19 protein-coding genes and 2 pseudogenes are annotated in these 20,483 nt (G+C 29.8%); 13 read left to right on the top strand and 8 right to left on the bottom strand.

Annotated elements, in window-relative coordinates; genetic code table 11:
- Nucleotides 1-858: pseudogene (locus ELQ11_RS08970) on the top strand (hypothetical protein); the annotation flags it as partial.
- Nucleotides 859-916: 58 nt separating this feature from the next.
- Here the strand turns inward: ELQ11_RS08970 and murF are convergent.
- The 6 genes from murF to ELQ11_RS08940 are packed head-to-tail and all read right to left on the bottom strand — an operon-like array spanning nt 917 to nt 6,777.
- A complete protein-coding gene (murF, locus tag ELQ11_RS08965; protein ID WP_134225282.1) occupies nt 917-2,344 on the bottom strand; it encodes a UDP-N-acetylmuramoyl-tripeptide--D-alanyl-D-alanine ligase in 1,428 nt (475 codons plus the stop codon).
- The gene (locus tag ELQ11_RS08960; RefSeq protein WP_134225281.1) at nt 2,345-3,064 is read right to left on the bottom strand and encodes an alpha/beta hydrolase; all 720 of its coding nucleotides are present in this window, start codon (nt 3,062-3,064) and stop codon (nt 2,345-2,347) included.
- 1 nt (nt 3,065) lies between these two features.
- On the bottom strand, nt 3,066-3,281 hold the full coding sequence (locus ELQ11_RS08955) for a type II toxin-antitoxin system Phd/YefM family antitoxin (RefSeq protein ID WP_002852622.1): 216 nt from the start codon (nt 3,279-3,281) through the stop codon (nt 3,066-3,068).
- Nucleotides 3,282-3,340: 59 nt separating this feature from the next.
- Entirely contained in the window at nt 3,341-4,381 is a 1,041-nt protein-coding gene (locus ELQ11_RS08950) for a D-alanine--D-alanine ligase (protein ID WP_044780319.1), read from the bottom strand.
- A 9-nt stretch (nt 4,382-4,390) separates the two neighbouring features.
- Complete coding sequence (ruvA, locus tag ELQ11_RS08945) at nt 4,391-4,942, bottom strand: Holliday junction branch migration protein RuvA (protein WP_134225280.1); 552 nt, start codon at nt 4,940-4,942, stop codon at nt 4,391-4,393.
- Nucleotides 4,918-6,777 (bottom strand): flagellar assembly protein A, encoded by a 1,860-nt coding sequence (locus ELQ11_RS08940; RefSeq protein WP_070243598.1) that lies wholly within the window; start codon nt 6,775-6,777, stop codon nt 4,918-4,920. Before ELQ11_RS08940 ends, ruvA begins: the two co-directional genes overlap by 25 nt.
- Nucleotides 6,778-6,879: 102 nt before the next feature.
- On the opposite strand from ELQ11_RS08940, the gene murJ reads away from it, so the two are divergent.
- Genes murJ through ELQ11_RS08905 form a run of 7 tightly spaced genes read left to right on the top strand, consistent with a single transcriptional unit; the run spans nt 6,880 to nt 15,458 of the window.
- Nucleotides 6,880-8,331 (top strand): murein biosynthesis integral membrane protein MurJ, encoded by a 1,452-nt coding sequence (gene murJ, locus ELQ11_RS08935; protein WP_044779412.1) that lies wholly within the window; start codon nt 6,880-6,882, stop codon nt 8,329-8,331.
- Nucleotides 8,331-9,719 carry a cysteine--tRNA ligase gene (gene cysS, locus ELQ11_RS08930; protein ID WP_134225279.1) on the top strand — a complete coding sequence of 463 codons (1,389 nt, stop codon included), beginning with the start codon at nt 8,331-8,333 and terminating at the stop codon, nt 9,717-9,719. The genes murJ and cysS overlap by 1 nt, the downstream gene beginning before the upstream one ends.
- Nucleotides 9,712-11,454, top strand: coding sequence for an ABC transporter ATP-binding protein (locus tag ELQ11_RS08925; protein ID WP_070252917.1), 1,743 nt, complete (start codon nt 9,712-9,714; stop codon nt 11,452-11,454). The genes cysS and ELQ11_RS08925 overlap by 8 nt, the downstream gene beginning before the upstream one ends.
- Before the next feature lie 30 nt (nt 11,455-11,484).
- The gene (locus tag ELQ11_RS08920; RefSeq protein WP_070252918.1) at nt 11,485-12,543 is read left to right on the top strand and encodes a quinone-dependent dihydroorotate dehydrogenase; all 1,059 of its coding nucleotides are present in this window, start codon (nt 11,485-11,487) and stop codon (nt 12,541-12,543) included.
- Nucleotides 12,540-13,790 carry a pitrilysin family protein gene (locus ELQ11_RS08915; RefSeq protein WP_044780323.1) on the top strand — a complete coding sequence of 417 codons (1,251 nt, stop codon included), beginning with the start codon at nt 12,540-12,542 and terminating at the stop codon, nt 13,788-13,790. Before ELQ11_RS08920 ends, ELQ11_RS08915 begins: the two co-directional genes overlap by 4 nt.
- Nucleotides 13,783-14,679: a 4-hydroxy-tetrahydrodipicolinate synthase gene (gene dapA, locus ELQ11_RS08910; RefSeq protein ID WP_052859209.1), complete on the top strand. Its 897-nt coding sequence runs from the start codon at nt 13,783-13,785 to the stop codon at nt 14,677-14,679. Before ELQ11_RS08915 ends, dapA begins: the two co-directional genes overlap by 8 nt.
- Nucleotides 14,679-15,458 carry an enoyl-ACP reductase gene (locus ELQ11_RS08905; RefSeq protein WP_070286026.1) on the top strand — a complete coding sequence of 260 codons (780 nt, stop codon included), beginning with the start codon at nt 14,679-14,681 and terminating at the stop codon, nt 15,456-15,458. The genes dapA and ELQ11_RS08905 overlap by 1 nt, the downstream gene beginning before the upstream one ends.
- A 40-nt stretch (nt 15,459-15,498) precedes the next feature.
- Here the strand turns inward: ELQ11_RS08905 and ELQ11_RS08900 are convergent, their stop codons facing one another.
- Entirely contained in the window at nt 15,499-15,804 is a 306-nt protein-coding gene (locus ELQ11_RS08900) for a hypothetical protein (RefSeq protein WP_070252921.1), read from the bottom strand.
- Between the two features lie 12 nt (nt 15,805-15,816).
- The gene (locus tag ELQ11_RS08895; RefSeq protein ID WP_126229543.1) at nt 15,817-16,413 is read right to left on the bottom strand and encodes an MBL fold metallo-hydrolase; all 597 of its coding nucleotides are present in this window, start codon (nt 16,411-16,413) and stop codon (nt 15,817-15,819) included.
- A 73-nt stretch (nt 16,414-16,486) separates the two neighbouring features.
- On the opposite strand from ELQ11_RS08895, the gene ELQ11_RS08890 reads away from it, so the two are divergent.
- From ELQ11_RS08890 to ELQ11_RS10360, 5 genes and pseudogenes are all read left to right on the top strand, one after another.
- Nucleotides 16,487-17,227 carry an NAD+ synthase gene (locus ELQ11_RS08890; protein WP_072223472.1) on the top strand — a complete coding sequence of 247 codons (741 nt, stop codon included), beginning with the start codon at nt 16,487-16,489 and terminating at the stop codon, nt 17,225-17,227.
- Between the two features lie 3 nt (nt 17,228-17,230).
- Complete coding sequence (locus tag ELQ11_RS08885; RefSeq protein ID WP_126230362.1) at nt 17,231-18,157, top strand: tetraacyldisaccharide 4'-kinase; 927 nt, start codon at nt 17,231-17,233, stop codon at nt 18,155-18,157.
- Complete coding sequence (gene thrC, locus ELQ11_RS08880; RefSeq protein WP_126230364.1) at nt 18,154-19,560, top strand: threonine synthase; 1,407 nt, start codon at nt 18,154-18,156, stop codon at nt 19,558-19,560. The genes ELQ11_RS08885 and thrC overlap by 4 nt, the downstream gene beginning before the upstream one ends.
- A gap of 2 nt (nt 19,561-19,562) precedes the next feature.
- Complete coding sequence (kdsB, locus tag ELQ11_RS08875) at nt 19,563-20,282, top strand: 3-deoxy-manno-octulosonate cytidylyltransferase (protein ID WP_070243602.1); 720 nt, start codon at nt 19,563-19,565, stop codon at nt 20,280-20,282.
- A gap of 86 nt (nt 20,283-20,368) precedes the next feature.
- A pseudogene (locus ELQ11_RS10360) lies at nt 20,369-20,483 on the top strand (flagellar biosynthesis protein FlgG); the annotation flags it as partial.

Raw genomic sequence — 20,483 nt, 5'->3', positions numbered from 1 at the left:
GTTTCTGATATAAGAGAATATCTAGGTGTAGATAAATATTATTCTAATATAGATATGGCTGAAACCATAAAACAATACTACAATCTTTTTTCTAATGCTTTAAGCCAAAGCTTTCCAAGTGATAAAACAAGTTTTAGTGAAGCAGATATAAATTCTATGCCTAGTGGATATGCTGTAGGTGGAGATAAATGTATGAATTTTAATGATCCAAATAATAGAATGAATATTACTCATTTAACAGACTTTTCTGGAGCTTTAGTTTCAAATGTCTATCAAACATCAGAACAAGCAGAGAAAGCTGATGATCTTTGGGCTGATTCTGGAAATATGATTAATGGTTTAAAACCTGAAACCTTAGGTTTATCCTTAGAAGAAATAAAAAATGTTTCTCAAGCTAAATATGAATGTGATTTTAAACCTGATATGTCATTTTATCCAAAAAATGAAGATGGAACTTATACTAAAGAAGATTTATTTATGAGTTTTTTAAAAGCTCAAAATGGACAACCCGTTGAGAATCCAAAAACTACACTTAATCCAAAAGTAGAAGCTTACAATAGGGCTATGGCTAAGGAGAGTTTTTCAACCACTAGCGTTGATTTGACTGATATCATGACAGGTAAGGTTGATTTTGCAAGTTTATTAAAATATGAACTTGATAGAGGTCGTATAGCTGGAGAGCTTTATATGTATGAAAAGGGCATGTCTCCTAAGCAAGCTTTAGGCAATTGGGCTTTAGACGCTGAGATTAAACAAGCTCTTGCTAATGGCTGGAAAGCAAGTAGTGAAAGTATAAATTCTTATGTTGGATCTATAATGGATAGATTAAATAATCTTATAGGACAAACTAGGGTTTAAAGAAGTATTTGCACGAAGTCAAATTAAAAATGATGACATTTGCAAATACTTATGCAAATCACATAAAGCTAGGCGCATCGTTTGAAAAGAGTATTAAATCTCCGTTTTTTGTTTCTTTAGCCAGAGTTTGAACTAGCTGACTCTTTTCTTTAAGTATAATGGTTTTTATTTTTAACTCTTTTTTGAAAATTTCAGCATTGATTTGTGCACTAATGATAACAAGATCAAAACACTCATTGATGATTTTAGCAAGTTTTATATTTTCTTCTTCGCTTACTTCTACTATACCAGGACTTACTAAAACTTTTCGTCCTTTATAGCTTTTACAAAGTTTATAGCTTGTGCTCATACCTTTAAAATTTCCATTAAAACCATCATCTATGATAAATTTAGGCTCTCTTGAAAGCACTTGCAAGCGATGTTCTACGGAGTTTATATTTAAAACTTGCTTTTGAATTTTTTCTAGCTTTATGCCAAGATAATGAGCGCAAAGTATACAAACACAAAGATTTTGCGCGTTAAAATTCCCTAAAATTTGACTTTTAAAATCATAGGATTTATTTTCTATATTTACCCTAAATTCTAAACCTTCAAGACTTGAATGAATAAGACTTAATTTATCATCATAAAGGCTAATGAGTTTATCTTCTTCTTTTTGGGCGCTAGAGTGTAAAAAAGCCTTTTCTAGTCTTTTGGAATTTAAGGCTTCAAGTTTGGTTGAGCGGATATTTTCAACACTTTTAAAATACTCTAAATGTGCATTGCCTATCTCTCCTACTATGCTGATGTGAGGTTGTAAAAAACGCGTGATTTCATCGATATCGCCTTTAAGTCTAGCGCCTGCTTCAGCTATGTAAATTTGAGTATCTTGGCTTAAATTGGTATTGATATCAGCAACTATACCTAGCAAGGTATTGACAGAGCGTGGTGTTTTGTAGCTTTTAAAGTCATCTTTTAAAAGTTCGTATAGAAAATTTTTAATACTTGTTTTTCCAAAACTTGCGGTAATGAGTATGATTTTTAAATTTTCATTGGCTCTTAGTTTGGTTTTGGCTTGTTTTTTATAATATAAATTTGTAAAAAACTCATAAATTTTAAGACTCAATAAAGCAAAAGGAAGGCTAAAAAGATTAAAAAGAAAAGAAAAACGCAAAGCAAGTATAGCAAAAATAGCATTATAAACAAAAACAAAAACAAAAAACCATTTAACCTTGCTTGTAAAAACAAGCTTTTTATCTATACCTTTGTTCCAAAAATACAAAATTGGAGCATGGATCAATGCAAAATATGCCAAAGAGTATAAAGGAAAAGCTAAGAATAACAAATAAGGAATAAATAAAAAATACAAATGCCACAAAGGTTTATGATAATGAAAAAACACGCGTTTAAATTTATAAGAATACCATTGTAAAGCACTCATAAGATAAAAAGCTATACAAAAATTAAAAAATAAAGAATTGATAAAATAAAGAGTATTGATAAGCATTTAAATTTCCTTAATTTTTTGAGCTATGAAAGCAGAATGTTTTAAAAAGAAAAAATGATCTCCCTCTAAAGGATAAAAAGTGCTATTTTTTAAAAATTGATGCATTTTCTCGCCACAATATAAAGGCGTAGCTTCATCGCTTTTTCCCCAAAAAATCAAACTTTTAGCCTTTTGCTTGGCAAAAATTTCACTAAAATCCTCATCAACAACCTTTTTAAAGGTTTCATACATCGTAGGACTAAGATTTGCTCCATCTTTACTAGCAAAATAGCGATAAAATTTTCCCAAACCAAAGAGTTTTAAAATTTTAAAAATACGGATTTTAAAACGCACTTTTAGGGATTTTTTAGCCAAAATTCCCGCACTTGAAAGTAAGATTAGGGTATCTTTTTCTTTTGCGAGTAGGGTACTTACTTTTCCGCCAAAAGAATGCCCCATGAAAAAACAGATATTGAGTTTTTTTTGTTTTAAAAAAAGTTCTGTGATATTGGCATAATCTTGAGTGTTTAAAATTTCTTCCACACTTGAATTTCCAAAACCTGCTAAATCCATATAAATTTGACAAAAATCTTTTAAAAAAGGACAAAAACTTTGCTTCATAAGTTCTTTATTAGCTCCCCAGCCGTGTAAGATAAGTATTTGCGGTAAGGAAAGATTGCCTAAAATTTCATAAGAAATTTGATAAGTTTTGTTTTTATAAGAAAGTTGAGTTTGAGCCATTTTAAGCCTTTTGATTTTTGTAGATATTTTCTAAAAGTTGCATGGCGTTTTGTAAGCGTTCAAATTCCTTCATACTAAGCATTACAGCTTCAAATTTGTTATTTTTTAAAATAACTATTTTTCCACTTTCACTTTTTTTAAGTTTTTCCATAATGGGGCTAAAATTTCTTACCACCTCAGTGGCAGTGTAAATTTCATCTTGTTTAAAAGAGAGCATTTTTCTTCCTAAAATACGCTAAATTTTATGTATAATTTAGCGTATTTTGACTTAAAAGCTTATAATTTTCCTTTTTGTCCGTTGATGGAGTGAAGGAAGTTGTAGTTGATTTTTATCATTTTTTCAAGTGAAATTTGATCAGCTAAAGCGTTTAAAGTGGTATTAAAATCTTTAAAAAGATAATTAGCCAAAGAACCAGGATTTGGGTTGATTTCATTTAAATATACTTCATTATCCAGTATAAAAAAATCGCAGCGTATTAAAGCACCTTTAAACAAAGGATTGTAAATCTTTTTAAAGCTATCTTTGAGTTTTTCTTTTAATTCTTCGCTTAAATCTGCTTCTATAAGCTCATTGTGTCCTGAAAAACTAAGATATTTTTGTTCAAAGTCTAAAAATTCTTTTTTCTTTGGCTCTTCTATGATAGAAAAAACAAACTCATCATTGATCATGCATCCTGCAAGATTATATTCTTTGATATTGTTTTTAAATTCTTCTACTACAAGATCATTATCAAATTCAAAACCTACATCTTTGGCGTATTCTAAATCTTTTTCATCTTTTACTATGCTAATACCTATACTACTTCCAAGTCTTGCAGGTTTGATAATGCAAGGAAAACTAAGCTTTTCTTTAGAGTTTTGATTTTTTCTTAGCATGGTATAATCAAGTGTTTTTACTCCAACGCTTTTGGCATAAAGTTTGGTAAGTTCTTTGTTAAAAGATAATACACTAGCTTCAAGCCTAGGTCCTATAAATTTAATAGAATAAAACTCAAATAAAGCCGCAATTTTTCCATCTTCTCCATCTCTACCATGGATAAGATTGATCACGCATTCGCACTCTAGTTTATTTTCTTTTAAAAAACCTTTGCTAAAAAAACCTCCTTGTTTAACGAAGAGTTCTTTTTCTTTTTTATAAGCTTTAGTGCTAAAAGTTTTAGAATTCATTTTTTCACTTGGGATATGATAAAATCTTCTTTCTTCATCGCAAAAAATAAATTCTAAATTTTGATTGATAACTTTTTTAAGCACTACAGCACTTACTATACTGATCTCATGTTCATAAGAATTTCCGCCAAAAAGTATTGCAAATTTCATTTTATTCCTTTATCCTAGTTTTTTAAGAGCTTCTTTGATGAGTTCGCTTGTGCCTATTGCTTGAGCACTTGCTAAAACACTTATGATTTTTTCTTGTTTAAAGCCTAGAGTAAGAAGTGCGGCTAAGGCTTCGCTTTTATCATCGCTTACACTTTCAAGTTTGGTTTTTGTGTCAGAAAGTTCTACTATAATGCGTTTTGCACTTTTTGGACCTATGCCAGGTACTTTTTTAAGCACACTTTCATCGCCCAAACTTAACGCTTTGTAAAAAGAATTTACATCAAGACTAGAGCATACCGCCATAGCAGTATTTGCACCCACTCCATTGACTTTTAAAAGCATTTCAAACATTTTTTGTTCATCTTTATCCAAAAAGCCATAAAATTTATTAGAATCTTCTTTGATGATTTGAGTAATAAAAAACTCATGCTTTTCTTGAGTTTGAATTTTAGCAGAACAAAAAAGCGAAATAAATATCCCATAGCTTAAACCACTAGCGCATTTAACAATGATAAAAGTAGGTTCTTTTTTTGTGATTATTCCTTCGATGCCGACAACCATGCTATATCCTTTTCTTCATAATCTAATTTTTTATGTATTTCTATACTTTCTTGGTTGTTTTGTATGACTTTTTTAATACCTATAAATTTAGCACTTTCATTAACAAATGAAGAGTAAAAAATATCTTCTTTAGGCTCTAGAAGTGAAAATTTGATCTCATTCATATCAGTCCATTTGCCACTTTTATTTATAAAAGTTGCTTCAAAAAGCATTTTTTGTAAATTGATTAATTCTAATTGTAAAGATTTTTTGCGTTCAAGAAGTTCTTTTTCTTCATTTTGTAGTTTATTTAATTCAAGATTTTGTAAAGAGAAATCTTTTAGAGCTTTTTCGTATTGTACAGGAACATTTTGACCTTGATTTTTAAGTTCTGCTATCTTTTTTTCAACGCTTAAAATTCCATTTTTGCTTGATAAAATGTATTGTCTTATTTTATTTATTTTATGATTTAACTTAGAAATTTGCTCTCCTAAAATCGCAAATTCTTCATCATAATTTTTATCAAGAGTTTTAATTTTGGCATGAAATTTATTGTTATCCCCGTTGATGCGTTCTATTGTAGTGTTTTCAAAAAACACACAAGAATTATTACTTTCTAAATTTTCTATATAGATTTTATCAGCTTGTATATTTCCACCTAAACTTTTTTTAATTCTCACTTCTTTGGCTTTGATTGTTCCCCCTTCGAGCAAATCTATATTTAAAATTTCGGCTTCTGCAAATCCTCTATGAGTTTTTATATAGGCTTGTTTGGCTTGAATTTTGGCTTTAGAGTGTGTAGTGCCTTCAATTTTCATTTTAGTGGCATTAAGTTGAGTGTTGCTTCCTATGCTTCCGACTACATTTAATTCTTCACATTCTATCCCAACGCCAGAATTTACAGCATCTTTTACTTCTGAAAGAAATTTTATATTGATTTTGACATTTTTGTCTAGTCCAGCTCTTATAATCCCTATATTTTTAAAATCTACCCCATTAAAATCTAGTTCATTGGCGATATCAAAATTTTCACCATCTTGTACTACATAACCTTTTTTTAAGGCTATATATTCTGTGTATCCATCTTGCTCTACTTGTTTAAAAGCCGAAGAACAAGAAAATTTAACTTTATTTTCATTTGCGGCTAAAACTTTTAAGGTGTGTAAATTTAAGTCTTTTCCTTCTTTACCTTGTTTAAATTTGGTGTGTTTTAAAACAACTTCATTTTCATCAACAGCAATAATACCTGAGCGTTTTTCATCGATAGTATAGTTTTTGGTTTTTTCTTTATAAGTTAAGATCAGAGATTCGTCTTGACTTTCTATAGGATCAATACCTTGTGCAACGGTGATTTGTATAGTTTTATTTAAAGGGGTATTTTTATGTTGGTTGCAAAAAGACATTAAATTTTTCTTAAAATCAAAAATACGGATACCTATCAAAAATTTAAGTTTCAACATCTTTTTATAAATATTTTGCAAAAGTTCTAGTGCTAGTTTTTCATGAAAGTCTAAATTTGCAAAATCAATTTGAGCAACTATTTTGGTTAAATTTTTATTCGCAACTAGTTTGACTGCTTGAGATGCTTTGCTTTGGTTTATACCATGGAAAATTTCTATTTTGTATTCTTGCTTGATTTGAAGATCATTTTTTAAAAAAATTTCATCTTTATCAAAAAGAGTTAATTCTTTTTCAGAGATTTTTTCCCATTCTAAATCTCCAAAACGATATTGTGTAGAAAATGCCAATAAATTAAAATCAAGCTCATTTAAGTTAAGGTTTGTTCGTGAAGCTACACTTAAAAGCTCTCGAGCTGGATTTTCTGTATAGGCAATAATTTTTTCATCCAAAGCCAAAACTTTCCCCTTGTAAAAAATTAAGAATGTAATTATAGTCAATTTTTAATCAATTTTAGTTAAAATAGTTCTCTTTATATTTTGAAATCTATGAAAAATTTAATGAAGAGTTTAGTATTTAAAAATTTTATTATCAATGCTTTAGGAATTTTATTTTCAAGAATTTTAGGGCTTGCTAGAGATGTTTTAATAGCGCTTTTTTTAGGAGCAGGGCTTTATAGTGATATTTTTTTTGTGGCTTTAAAAATGCCTGCTTTTTTTAGAAGAATTTTTGCAGAAGGGGCTTTTGGACAAAGCTTTTTGCCTAATTTTGTAAAAGCGAAAAAAAAGGGAGCTTTTTGCGTTAGTGTAATGATGCAATTTAGCCTTATAGTTTTTTTATTTTGTCTTTTGGTAAGTTTTTTCTCTTCTTTTTTTACCAAGCTTTTTGCTTTTGGATTTAACGCAGATACTATAGCTTTAGCAGCTCCTTTAGTGGCGATTAATTTTTGGTATTTGTTTTTTATTTTTTTAGTTACTTTTTTAGGAGCTATTTTAAATTATAGACAAAAATTTTTCATTACCTCTTTTTCTGCGGCATTATTCAACTTAAGTATTGTTATAGCTGCTTTTTTTGTGGATAAAAATGCACCGCAAAATACACTTTATTATTTTTCTTATGCAACGGTTTTAAGTGGGGTGGCACAGCTTATTTTACATTTGCTTGTTTTAAAAAACAATCCTGTAATCCGTGCTATGGCTTTAAGTATAAAATTTAAAAAAGCCAAGGCGAAATTACAAGGTTTTTATGGCAATTTTTTTCATGGAGTTTTAGGTTCTTCTGCGACTCAATTTAGCTCATTGCTTGATACAACTATAGCTAGTTTTTTAATGAGCGGGAGTATTTCTTATCTTTATTATGCAAATCGTGTCTTCCAACTCCCCCTTGCACTTTTTGCTATCGCTCTAACTCAAGTTTCTTTTCCAAAAATTTTAAAACATTTAAAAAGTGGTCAAGAAAATTTAGCCTTAAAATTTATGCAAAGAGCATTAGCGCTTTTAAGCATTTTGCTTATTGCTTCTAGTATTGTAGGTTCTGTGTTTGCTTTGGAAATTTCAAAGCTTTTATTTGAAAGAGGAAATTTCACTCACGAAGATAGTGTGATTACGGCTTATGTTTTGATTGCTTATCTTATAGGGCTTTTACCTTTTGGTTTGCAAAAGCTTTTTTCTTTGTGGCTTTATGCAAAATTTAAACAAAAAATAGCAGCTTGTATCGCGTTAAAATCTTTAATTATCAGTGCTTTATGTTCTATGGCTTTTATATTTTTGATTAAAGATGAAAGTTTAAAGGTTATTGCAGTAGCACTTTCAAGCTCTATTAGTGCTTTTTATTTGCTTGGAGCTAATATCAAAGAATTTGGTTTTAAGAAATTTTTTGCTTTAATATCTATTAAAATTTGCTTATTGGTTATAGTTGCTTTGATTGTTTTTACAATCTTACTTATTTTGATTAAACCTTATATTTTAAGTTTTTTTATAGGAATTTTTACAAGTTTTAAAGGAGTTTTTTAATGAGATTATTAGACAGTGTAACAAAAGAGAAAATAAAACTTGATAAAAAAGATATTAGTATTTACTTATGCGGGCCTACGGTTTATGATTATGCACATTTAGGACATGCAAGAAGTGGTGTTTGTTTTGATCTTTTGCGTAGGGTTTTACTTGCTCAGGGCAATAGGGTAAAATTTGCTAGAAATTATACAGATATTGATGATAAGATTTTGAAAAAAATGGCTCAAAGTGGTCAAACTTTAGAGGAAATTACGGAATTTTATATCAAAAGTTATGAAGAGGATATGAGGATTTTAAATGTATTAGATCCTGATTTTAAACCTCGTGCAACGCATTATATAACAGCTATGCTTGATTTGATTAAAAAGCTTGCTAAGGATGGGTTTGTTTATACTCTAGAAGATGGAATTTATTTTGATACAAGTAAAGATGAAAAATATTTAAGCCTATCAAATCGCAATTTAGAAGAAAATATCTCTCGTCTAAGTAATGAAGTGCAAAAAAGAAATGAAAGCGATTTTGTGCTTTGGAAATTTGATGAAAATTTTTACGAAAGTGAATTTGGCAAAGGGCGTCCAGGTTGGCATACTGAATGTGTTGCTATGATTGATTCTATTTTTGAAAATACTCTTGATATACATGCTGGAGGGATAGATTTGCTTTTTCCTCATCATGAAAATGAAGCTGCGCAATGTCGTTGTGGATGTAAGAGAAAATTAGCAAATATTTGGCTTCACAATGGTTTTGTAAAAATCGATGGCGAAAAAATGAGTAAAAGTTTAAATAATAGTTTTTTTATAAAAGATGCTTTAAAAGAATTTATGGGCGAGGCTCTAAGATTTTATCTTTTGAGTTCTCATTATAGATCTCATTTTAATTATTCTTTATCGGATTTAGAAAATACTAAAAAACGTTTAGATAAATTTTATCGCCTTAAAAAAAGATTAGATTTAGGTGAAATTTCTGATTTTGATGTTTTAAATGATATTGAAATAAAAAGTGAAATTGCTAAGCAAATTTTAGAGATTTTAAATGATGATTTAAATATTTCTAAAGCCTTAGCTCTTTTGGATGAATTTATAAGTAATGCAAATTTAGAGTTGGATAAAGAAAGCAAAAATAAAATTTTAAAACAAAATATCAAAGAAGCTTTAAGTGAGCTAGCTAAAATTTTTGGCTTTGGTTTTATGGATACAACTTTATATTTTCAATGGGGTGTAAGCAAAGAAGAACGAGAAGAAATTGAAAAGTTAATTTTAGAAAGAATTGAGGCTAAGAAAAACAAAGATTTTAACACAGCTGATGCAATAAGGGAACAATTAAGTAGTAAAAAAATCACTCTTTTAGATACTCCAAATGGAACAATTTGGGAGAAAATAAATGCATAATGAGATGAATTTAAAAGAGGTTTTAATACGCTTTAAACCCTTTTATAAAAGATATTGGAAACAATTTGCTATAGCTATTTTTGGTATGATTTTGGCAAGCGGAGGAACTGCTGGAAGTTTTTATGCTTTAGAGCCTATTTTAAATTATATTTTCGTTGAAAAAAATGAAGCTTTACTTTATACAGTGCCTTTTTTGCTAGTATTGATGTATTTTTTTAAAAATCTTGGAACTTATTTGCAAAGTTTTTATGTTTCTTTTATAGGAACAGATATGTTAAGAGTATTGCGTGCTAGGGTCTTAAAAAATATTTTACGCTTGGATATGGATTTTTTTAAACGCTATAGAAGTGGAGAGCTTGTAAGTCGTTGTACTAATGATATTAATGCGCTTCAAAGCATAGTATCAAACATTATTCCTGATTTTTTTAGAGAGCTTTTAACTGCTATAGGACTGCTTTCGGTAGTCTTGTATCAAAGTCCTACTTTGGCTTTTTTTGCTTTAGTGATTTTGCCTTTAGCTATTTTCCCTTTGGTGTGGTTTGCTAAAAAACTTAAAAAATATGCAAGAAATATACAAGAGACAAATTCGGATTTACTTTCTTATTTGGGTGAAATTTTTTCAAATATTGAATTGATCAAAGCTAATGATAATGAAAAGAAAGAAAGTGATAAATTTGCCAAGCATAATGATACTTTATGTAAATTAAACCTAAAATCCGCACGTATTGATGCACTTACAAGTCCTTTAATGGATATGATGGGCTCTGTTGGGGTTGCTGTGGTGATTATTGTAGGGGGTAGAGAGGTTATCAATGGTTCTATGAGTGTGGGAAGTTTTATCAGTTTTGTTTCAGCACTTTTTGCGATATATACTCCTTTAAAGCGTCTTTCGTCTTTATATGGAAAGCTTCAAGGTGCTGTTGCGGCAAGTGAAAGAACTTTTTATTTATTGGATTTAGAACCTCAAATTAAAGGTGGAAGCAAAGAATTAAAAAACATTGAAAAAATTAGCTTTGAAAATGTTGAATTTGCTTATGAAAACCCGCATAAAAGTGTTTTAAAAGGCGTAAATTTTGATTTTGTTAAAGGGCAAATGCTTGCTCTTGTAGGGACAAGTGGGGGTGGTAAATCTTCTATTATTAATCTTTTGATGTATTTTTATGAAAAGCAAAAAGGTAAAATTTTACTCAATCAAGAAGATATTAGCACTTTTACCATAGAAAGCTTACATGCTAAAATAGGACTTGTAACGCAAAATATTTATCTTTTTAATGATAGCTTTGCTGCAAATATTGCTTATAGCGAAGAGTTAGAAGAAGAAAAAGTCGTCCAAGCTTTAAAATTGGCCAATGCCTATGAATTTGTTAAAGAAATGGGCGGGATTTGGGCTGAAGTGAAAGAACATGGTAAGAACTTAAGTGGAGGGCAAAAACAAAGAATAGCAATTGCTAGAGCTTTATACAAAAATCCTGATGTGCTTATTTTTGATGAAGCAACTTCAGCTTTGGATAATGAAAGTGAAAAAGCCATAGTTAAAACTATAGAAAATTTAAAACAAGACAGATTGATTTTAGTGGTTGCACATCGTTTAAGCACTATAGAAAATGCAGATAAAATAGTAGTATTGGATAAGGGTAAAGTATTGGCAATAGGTAAAGATGAAGAGCTTTTACAAACTTGTTCTTTATATCAAAAATTTAAAAGCAAAGAAAAAACAAAGCCTAGCTTTAGTTAATTTTAGTTAGAATTTCAAAAAGGATTAAAAATGGCTTATGAAATGATAAAACCTTTACTTTTTAAGTTAAACCCTGAGCATGCACACGCTTTGGTTGAATATAGCTTAAGGACTTTAAGCGCTAGTTTTCCAGGAGCTTTAAGTTTTTTAGCGCATAAATATATAGTTGATGATGAGAGTTTAAGGCAAAATTTACTTGGACTTGATTTTAATAATCCTGTGGGTTTAGCAGGAGGCTTTGATAAAAATGCTACCATGATAAGACCTTTGAGTGCTTTAGGATTTGGCTTTTTGGAAGTGGGAACTTTTACTCCAAAACCTCAAGAAGGCAATGAAAAGCCACGCCTATTTAGACTTGTAAAACAAGAAAGTATACAAAATGCTATGGGTTTTAACAACGAAGGTGCTGAAAAGATTGCTTTAAGGCTTGCAAAAACTTATCCTTTTGTTTTGCCTTTAGGGGTAAATATAGGGAAAAATAAAATCACTCCAAATGACAAAGCCTTGGAGGATTATTTTACTTTGTTTAGAGATTTTAAGGATTTGTGTGATTATTTTATCGTTAATATCTCATCTCCTAATACTAAAAATTTAAGAGAGTTGCAAAATGATGATTTTTTAAATACCTTGCTTGAAGAAGCCAAAAAAATCACTTCTAAGCCTATTTTGATAAAAATTGCTCCTGATATGAAAATAGATGATGCTTTAAATTTATGTGAAAATGCCATTAAAAAAGGTGCAGATGGGTTTATATTAGCCAATACCAGTGTTGATTATAGCTTGTTAGATAATAATCGTACTTTTGGTGGTATTAGCGGAAGGCTGATTACGGAAAAAAGTGGTATTTTTTTCAAAGAAGTAGCTAAGATTCTTTTTGGTAAAACCTTGCTTATTGCAAGTGGAGGGATTGATAGTGCTGATATTGCTTATGAGCGTATTAAAAATGGGGCTAATTTGGTGCAAGTTTATACAGCTTTGATTTTTAAAGGTCCTTCTTTGGTAAAAAATATCAATCAAAATCTTATAGAGCTTTTAAGAAAAGATGGTTTTTTACATATTAGTGAAGCTGTTGGGGTAAATTTAAAATGATTGCTTATGAAAAAATTCAATTAAAAAACAAGCTTGAAGTTTATGCTTTGCCTGTAAATAAAAATAGCGATGTGATTAGCGTTGATATTTTTTATAAAGTGGGTTCAAGAAATGAGATCATGGGAAAAAGTGGCATAGCTCATATGCTAGAACATTTAAATTTTAAAAGTACTAAAAATTTAAAAGCTGGCGAATTTGATGAGATTGTTAAGGGTTTTGGTGGTGTGGATAATGCAAGCACAGGTTTTGACTATACTCATTATTATATTAAATGTGCGAAGAAAAATTTAGATAAAGCTTTAGAGCTTTTTGCAGAACTTATGGCGAATTTAAATTTAAAAGATGAAGAGTTTCAGCCTGAAAGAGCAGTGGTTTTAGAAGAGCGTAGATGGAGAACAGATAATAACCCTTTGGGATATCTTTATTTTAGACTTTTTAATCACGCATTTATGTATCATCCTTATCATTGGACTCCTATAGGTTTTTTTAAAGATATAGAAAATTGGAGCATTGAAGATATTAAAGAATTTCACAGTATTTACTATCAACCTAAAAATGCGATTTTACTTGTAAGTGGTGATATAGAAAGTAAAGAAGTTTTTGAGCTTTCAAAAAAACATTTTGAAAAGATTAAAAATACTAAGACTATACCTAAAATTCACACAAAAGAGCCTAAGCAAGATGGAGCAAAAAGAATATATTTGCATAAAAACTCAGATACTGAACTATTAGCCCTTGCTTATAAAATTCCAAATTTCAAGCACAAAGATATACCTGCTTTAAATGCTTTATCCGAGCTTTTAGGAAGTGGGAAAAGTTCTTTAATGAGTGAAATTTTGATTGATAAATTAAATTTAATCAATGATTATTATGCTTATGTTAATGATTGTATAGATGAAAATTTATTTATTTTTATTTGTAATTGTAATCCCAATGTTAATGCAGAAAAAGTAGAAAAAGAGCTTTTAAAAATCATTGATAAACTTAAAATGGGTAAAATTTCTCAAAAAGATTTGCAAAGAGTGAAAAATAATGTCAAAAGTGATTTTATTTTCTCACTTAACAATGCTAGTGCAGTGGCAAATATTTATGGTTCATATCTAGCAAGAGGAGATATCAATCCTTTGTTAAATTATGAGAAAGATATACAAAATTTGGAATTAAAAGATTTGATTTCTTGTGCTAAAAAATATTTTATTCAAGAAAATTCAACTACGGTAATTCTAAGAAAGGATTCAAATGGATAAAAATATTATCATTGGGGCGATGACGGCTCTTATTACACCGTTTAAAAATGGAAAAGTTGATGAGCAAAGTTATGCAAGATTGATTAAAAGACAAATAGAAAATGGCATCGATGCAGTAGTTCCAGTAGGAACAACAGGAGAAAGTGCAACTTTAACTCATGAAGAACATAGAACTTGTATAGAGATAGCCGTTGAGACTTGCAAAGGAACTAAGGTTAAGGTTTTAGCAGGTGCGGGAAGTAATGCAACTCATGAGGCAGTGGATTTAGCTAAATTTGCTAAAGAGCATGGAGCTGATGGAATTTTAAGTGTGACACCGTATTATAATAAACCTACACAACAAGGACTTTATGAGCATTATAAGGCTATTGCGCAAAGTGTAGATATTCCTGTGCTTTTATATAATGTTCCAGGAAGAACAGGTTGTGAAATTTCAACAGATACTATTATCAAGCTTTTTAGAGATTGTGAAAATATTTATGGAGTAAAAGAAGCGAGTGGAAATATCGATAAGTGTGTGGATTTGCTTGCGCACGAAGCTAGAATGATGCTTATTTCGGGAGAAGATGCGATCAATTATCCTATACTTTCAAATGGTGGAAAGGGAGTGATTTCAGTAACTTCAAATTTATTACCCGATATGATTAGCGCTTTAACTCATTTTGCTTTAGATGAAAATTATAAAGAAGCTAAAAAAATCAATGATGAGCTTTATAATATCAATAAAATTTTATTTTGCGAAAGTAACCCTATTCCTATTAAAACGGCTATGTATATAGCTGGATTGATAGAAAGTTTGGAGTTTAGACTTCCTCTTTGTCCTCCAAGTAAGGAAAATTTTGCTAAAATTGAAGAAGTGATGAAAAAATATAAGATCAAAGGATTTTAATGAATACAGAATTTCAAGGAAAAACTTTAGTAATCAGCGGTGGAACTCGCGGGATAGGCAAAGCTATAGTTTATGAATTTGCTAAAGTGGGTGCAAATATAGCTTTTACTTATAATTCTAATGCGCAAATTGCTGATAAAATGGTGCAAGATTTGGAGAAAAATTATAAAATCAAAGCTAGGGCTTATGAATTTAATATTTTAGAACCTGAAACTTATAAAGAACTTTTTGAAAAAATTGATGCGGATTTTGATAGAGTGGATTATTTTATCTCAAATGCTATCATTTCAGGACGTGCTGTTGTAGGTGGTTATACTAAATTTATGAAGTTAAAACCAAAGGGAATTAATAACATCTTTACAGCTACTGTAAATGCTTTTGTTGTGGGTGCACAAGAAGCAGCTAAAAGGATGGAAAAAGTAGGGGGTGGAAGTATTATTTCTATTTCATCTACAGGAAATTTAGTGTATATAGAAAATTATTCAGGTCATGGTACAGCAAAAGCTGCTGTAGAAGCTATGGCAAGATATGCGGCTACTGAACTTGGAGAAAAAAATATCCGTGTAAATGTCGTAAGTGGCGGGCCTATTGAAACTGATGCTTTAAGAGCTTTTACAAATTATGAAGAAGTAAAACAGGCTACTATAAATTTAAGTCCTTTAAACCGCATGGGACAGCCTGAAGATTTGGCTGGAGCATGTCTTTTTCTTTGTTCAAGTAAGGCAAGTTGGGTGACAGGACATACTTTCATCGTTGATGGTGGTACAACTTTTAAATAAAAATTAAGAAAAATCAATGGATTTTTCTTAAAAATATTTTTTAATCAAGTTTTAATTTCCACCCTAAAAAAACACTTAATAATGCAAGTAAAAAAATAAAATTTAAAGTCCAATTATCAAAACCTATAAAACCTATAGACAATACACTATAAAAAAATCCCCCCACAGCTGAATAAATACAAATCGTACTTAAAGATCCATTTTCTGCCATTTTTTTACATGGGCAGATTTTATAAAATTTTTTATCGTTAAATTGATTTTTCTTTTTATTTCCCAAAAATAAACCAAAAAGAGCAAAAAGATTTAAAAAAACAAAAGCATATAATAAAATTTGATCTAATTCCATTTTAAATATACCTTAAAAGTATCTAAGCCAAGAGGGTAAATGGACTTGCTCTTCTTTTAAAGTAGTCTCTTGTCCATGTCCTGGCAAAAGTTTAAAATCTTCTTTGTAAGTCATAACTTTTTCTAAGCTTTGTTTCATTAAATTTGCATCTGAATAAGGAAAATCCCATCTTCCTATGCTTCTATAAAATAAAAAATCTCCACTAAACATGATATTTTTACCTACAATTTCTATCATGGTGCAACCTGGTGTATGTCCTGGTAAAAAGTGAAATTTAAAATCAAATCCGCCTATAGAAATGATATTTTCATCATCAATCAAATAATCCGCTTTGCTAGGCATAAAACCTTGATTAAAAGGATCTTCAAGCATAAAAGCATCATTTTTATGAATATAAATGGGGATTTGATAGGCTTGTTTTACTTTTTCATTATCCCAAACATGATCGTAATGTCCGTGAGTATTTAAAATCGCTAAAGGATTTTTTACATGTTTTTTGATGAAATTTAGTGCATCAAAACCAGGATCAATGATAATTTCTCCATGCTCACCAAATAAAATATAACAATTTGTCTCATAAGCTCCACAAGCTTGTTTGATAATTTGCATTTTTTGCCTCTTTAATGAAAAATTTGCCTTAAATAAATATAATTATACATTAAATTTTTAAAAGGCAAGCTTTATGGATTGGCAAAAGATAACAGAAAAAATGTGTGATTTTATACAAGAAAAAGTGAAAAATTCTCAAAGTCAAGGTGTGGTTTTGGGGCTTAGTGGCGGGATTGATTCTGCTTTAGTAGCAACGCTTTGCAAAATAGCTTTAAAAGAGAATGTTTTTGCTCTTTTAATGCCAACTCAAATTTCAAATAAAGCCAATCTTGAAGATGCTTTAAGGCTTTGTGCGGATTTAAATCTTGAATATAAAATCATAGAAATTCAAAGCATTTTAGATGCTTTTATAAAGCAAAGTGAAAATACTACTCTAGTATCGTTAGGAAATTTTGCAGCTCGCATTAGAATGAGTTTGCTTTATGATTATTCTGCTTTAAAAAATTCTTTAGTCATAGGCACTTCTAATAAAAGCGAATTACTTTTAGGTTATGGTACGATTTATGGAGATTTAGCTTGTGCTTTTAATCCTATAGGATCGCTTTATAAAAGTGAAATTTATGCCTTAGCAAAATACCTTAACTTGCATGAAAATTTTATCAAAAAAGCTCCAAGTGCGGATCTTTGGGAAAATCAAAGCGATGAGGGGGATTTAGGTTTTTCTTATGCAAAAATCGATGAAGGTTTAAAAGCCTTAGAAACTAATGACGAAAAACTTTTAAGAACGCTTGATCCTTCTTTGATGGCTATGTTAAAAAATCGCATGCAAAAAAATGCTTTTAAGGGAAAAATGCCTGAAATTTTGGAAATTTAAACAATGAGTGAAGAAAAAAATTATGAACTTTGGCTTGATAATTATTTTTTTAAGCCTAATTTTTGGCAAAAATGTCTTGCTTTTGTACTTTTACCTTTAAGTGTGCTTTATGCTTTTTTTGCGATTTTAAATACTTTTTTTCGTAAAAAAATAGTTTTTAAAAAGCCTGTTATTAGCGTTGGTAATTTAAGTTTTGGAGGTAATGGAAAAACCCCGCTTTGCAAAGCTATAGCAAGGGAATTTGATGACGTTTTTATAGTGCTTAGGGGCTATAAAAGAAAATCTAAAGGTTTGTTTGTTGTTAAAAATCAAAATGAAATTTTATGCACCTTAGCACAAAGTGGCGATGAAGCTATGGAGTATGCTTTTGAAGAAAATATCAAAGGTGTGATTGTAAGTGAAGATAGAGTAAAAGGTATTGAAAAAGCTTTTGAGTTGGGAGCTAAAATCGTTGTACTTGATGATGCTTTTTCTAAATTTCATATTAAAAAATTTGATATTTTGCTTGAAAGCAAAATCAAATCTTATTTTAATTTTACTTTACCAAGTGGAGCTTATCGTTTGCCGAAATTTTATGAAAAAAGGGCTGATTTTATTGCATTAGAAGGCAGGGATTTTGTGCGTTATTCTTTTGTAAAAGAAAACCCAAAGGCTGTTTTGGTAACTGCTATTGCTAAACCTTTTAGATTGTATGAGCATTTTATCAAAGCAAGGGCTTGTTATTTTTTTAAAGATCATTATGAGTTTAAAAAAGAAGAATTAGAAAATTTGCTAAAAAAACATAATTGCGATACACTAATGCTTACTTTTAAGGATTTTGTTAAAGTTAAAGATTTTGGTTTTAAATGTCAAATTATAGAATTAAATATAGAATTAAAAGATTCATTAAGGGAAAAAATAAAAACTTATATCAAGGAGTTTGAACAGTGAAATTGGTCGAGAGTAGAAATGTAAATAATGTATCAAGCTTTAAGGAAGCTTTGATTAACCCAAACGCTCCAGAAGGAGGACTTTATTCGCCTTTAAATTTGCCTATTTTTGAAGGAGAAAAATATGCTAATTTATCTTATAAAGATTTTGCTTTAAAGCTTATAGAAAGTTTTGGTTTTGGCGAAGAAGAGCTTTTTAAAAAGGCTTTGAAAAGTTACGAAAGCTTTGATGATAAAAATACACCTATTTCTTTGCAAAAAATCTCTGAAAAAACCTATATTAACGAGCTTTGGCATGGACCTACAAGAGCTTTTAAAGATATGGCTTTACAGCCTTTTGGCGTGCTTTTAAGCGAATTTTCAAAGGATAAGAATATTTTAATTATCTGTGCTACAAGCGGCGATACAGGGCCTGCAACCCTAAAAAGTTTTGAAAATGCAAAAAATGTTAAAGTAGCTTGTATGTATCCAAAAGGTGGCACAAGTGGAGTTCAAGAGTTGCAAATGCGAGCTTTAGATAAGGATAATTTGAAAGTTTTTGCCATAGATGAGGATTTTGATGCAGCGCAACGCACTTTAAAAGAATTGCTTTTTTCTAAAGATTTTCAAAATGAAATTAAAGCTTTAAATTATGAGCTTTGCGCAGCAAATTCCGTAAATTTTGGACGTATTTTATTTCAAATTATTTATCATTATTATGCGAGTTTAAAACTTTTTAATGAGTTTTTAGAGGAAGTGCAAATCATCGTTCCAAGTGGAAATTTTGGCAATGCTTTAGGGGCTTTTTATGCTAAAAAAATGGGAGCTAAAATTTCAAAAATCAAAATCGCTTCAAATGCGAATAATATTTTGAGTGAATTTTTTAATCAGGGCGTTTATGATTTGCGTGAAAAAAGTCTTAAGAAGACTATTTCTCCAGCTATGGATATACTTATTTCATCTAATATCGAAAGACTTTTGTTTGCGAAATTTAAAGATAAAAGAACTAAAGAACTGATGAATTTGTTAAAAAATGAGAGATATTTTAAACTTGAAAAAGAAGAATTACAAAGTTTGCAAGAAGATTTTGAGGCGGATTTTTGCACCGATGAAGAATGTATGCAATTTATCAAACAAAGCAAGATTTTAATCGATCCACACACCGCAACTTGTTTTAAAATGCTTGATCCTTTAAAACCTAGCATTATTACTTCTACAGCAGAATGGACAAAATTTACTCCAAGTATGATAAAAGCTTTATATGATAGGGATTCTAAGAATGAAAAAGAAGATTTAAAATTTATAGCTAAAGAGTTTAATGTCCAAGTTAAAGATGAAATTTTGGCTTTATTTGACTTGAAGAATAGCGATGAAAAGGTATTTGAAGCCAGAAATATAAAAAAAGAAATTTTAGATTGGATGTAAAAATGATTATTATTCCTGCAAGATTAAAATCAAGTCGTTTTCATGAGAAAATTTTATGTGATATAGGTGGAGTGCCTATGTTTGTGGCTACTGCAAGAAGGGTAAGTAGTGTAGATGAAGTTTGTATAGCTTTAGACGATGAAAAGGTTTTAAGTATCGCTAAAGAATATGGTCTAAATGCGGTTTTAACAAGCAAAGATCATGAAAGTGGTACGGATAGGATTAATGAAGCTTGTAAGAAACTAGCTTTAAAAGATGATGAGATTATTATCAATGTCCAAGCTGATGAGCCTTTTATAGAATATGAAAATTTATTAAAATTTAAAGAATTTGCAAGTTCTTGCTTGGATAAAAAAGCTTTTATGGCGAGTTGTTATAAAAAAATTACTCAAGAAGAAGCTATGGATCCTAATCTGGTTAAAGTGCTTTGCGATAAAGAAGGGTATGCCTTGTATTTTTCAAGAGCTAAAATCCCTTATGAAAGAGAAAATTACGAGGAAAGTTTTAAAGGACATTTAGGCATTTATGCTTATAGTGTCAAAGCTTTAAGGGAATTTTGTTCTTTATCAAGTTCTGCACTTGAAAGAGCGGAAAAATTAGAGCAATTAAGAGCTATAGAAAATGGTAAAAAAATCAAAATGCTTGAAATTTCAACAACAAGCATGGGGATTGATACTAAAGAAGACTATGAAAGGGCTTTAAAAATTTATTTAGAAAAATAACTCCACCCCAAAACGGAACAGATTTTGCTTATATTATTTTAATATATTTAGGTTGAAGGCAGAAAAATCTAAATTAAGGAATTAATATGAGTATCTTTAGTATCAATGATAACTCAAACTATAATTCTATACTTTCACAAGCAAAAGCTAATAAAGAAAGTAAAGAAAATTCTAAAATAAGTTTTGCTAATGCTTTTTTAA

It is taken from the genome of Campylobacter sp. US50a, assembly GCF_004379015.1.
GTDB classification, from domain to species: domain Bacteria; phylum Campylobacterota; class Campylobacteria; order Campylobacterales; family Campylobacteraceae; genus Campylobacter_D; species Campylobacter_D jejuni.
Note: the sequence above shows the minus strand (reverse complement) of the source record. Positions and strands in the feature narration are given on the sequence as shown.

What these genes read in the sequence shown, in the direction of transcription:
- murF (WP_134225282.1), bottom strand. Translation starts at nt 2,344, where the DNA reads ATGCTTATCAATACTCTTTATTTTATCAATTCTTTATTTTTTAATTTT.
- ELQ11_RS08960 (WP_134225281.1), bottom strand. Translation starts at nt 3,064, where the DNA reads ATGGCTCAAACTCAACTTTCTTATAAAAACAAAACTTATCAAATTTCT.
- ELQ11_RS08955 (WP_002852622.1), bottom strand. Translation starts at nt 3,281, where the DNA reads ATGCTCTCTTTTAAACAAGATGAAATTTACACTGCCACTGAGGTGGTA.
- ELQ11_RS08950 (WP_044780319.1), bottom strand. Translation starts at nt 4,381, where the DNA reads ATGAAATTTGCAATACTTTTTGGCGGAAATTCTTATGAACATGAGATC.
- ruvA (WP_134225280.1), bottom strand. Translation starts at nt 4,942, where the DNA reads ATGGTTGTCGGCATCGAAGGAATAATCACAAAAAAAGAACCTACTTTT.
- murJ (WP_044779412.1), top strand. Translation starts at nt 6,880, where the DNA reads ATGAAGAGTTTAGTATTTAAAAATTTTATTATCAATGCTTTAGGAATT.
- cysS (WP_134225279.1), top strand. Translation starts at nt 8,331, where the DNA reads ATGAGATTATTAGACAGTGTAACAAAAGAGAAAATAAAACTTGATAAA.
- ELQ11_RS08925 (WP_070252917.1), top strand. Translation starts at nt 9,712, where the DNA reads ATGCATAATGAGATGAATTTAAAAGAGGTTTTAATACGCTTTAAACCC.
- ELQ11_RS08920 (WP_070252918.1), top strand. Translation starts at nt 11,485, where the DNA reads ATGGCTTATGAAATGATAAAACCTTTACTTTTTAAGTTAAACCCTGAG.
- ELQ11_RS08915 (WP_044780323.1), top strand. Translation starts at nt 12,540, where the DNA reads ATGATTGCTTATGAAAAAATTCAATTAAAAAACAAGCTTGAAGTTTAT.
- dapA (WP_052859209.1), top strand. Translation starts at nt 13,783, where the DNA reads ATGGATAAAAATATTATCATTGGGGCGATGACGGCTCTTATTACACCG.
- ELQ11_RS08905 (WP_070286026.1), top strand. Translation starts at nt 14,679, where the DNA reads ATGAATACAGAATTTCAAGGAAAAACTTTAGTAATCAGCGGTGGAACT.
- ELQ11_RS08900 (WP_070252921.1), bottom strand. Translation starts at nt 15,804, where the DNA reads ATGGAATTAGATCAAATTTTATTATATGCTTTTGTTTTTTTAAATCTT.
- ELQ11_RS08895 (WP_126229543.1), bottom strand. Translation starts at nt 16,413, where the DNA reads ATGCAAATTATCAAACAAGCTTGTGGAGCTTATGAGACAAATTGTTAT.
- ELQ11_RS08890 (WP_072223472.1), top strand. Translation starts at nt 16,487, where the DNA reads ATGGATTGGCAAAAGATAACAGAAAAAATGTGTGATTTTATACAAGAA.
- ELQ11_RS08885 (WP_126230362.1), top strand. Translation starts at nt 17,231, where the DNA reads ATGAGTGAAGAAAAAAATTATGAACTTTGGCTTGATAATTATTTTTTT.
- kdsB (WP_070243602.1), top strand. Translation starts at nt 19,563, where the DNA reads ATGATTATTATTCCTGCAAGATTAAAATCAAGTCGTTTTCATGAGAAA.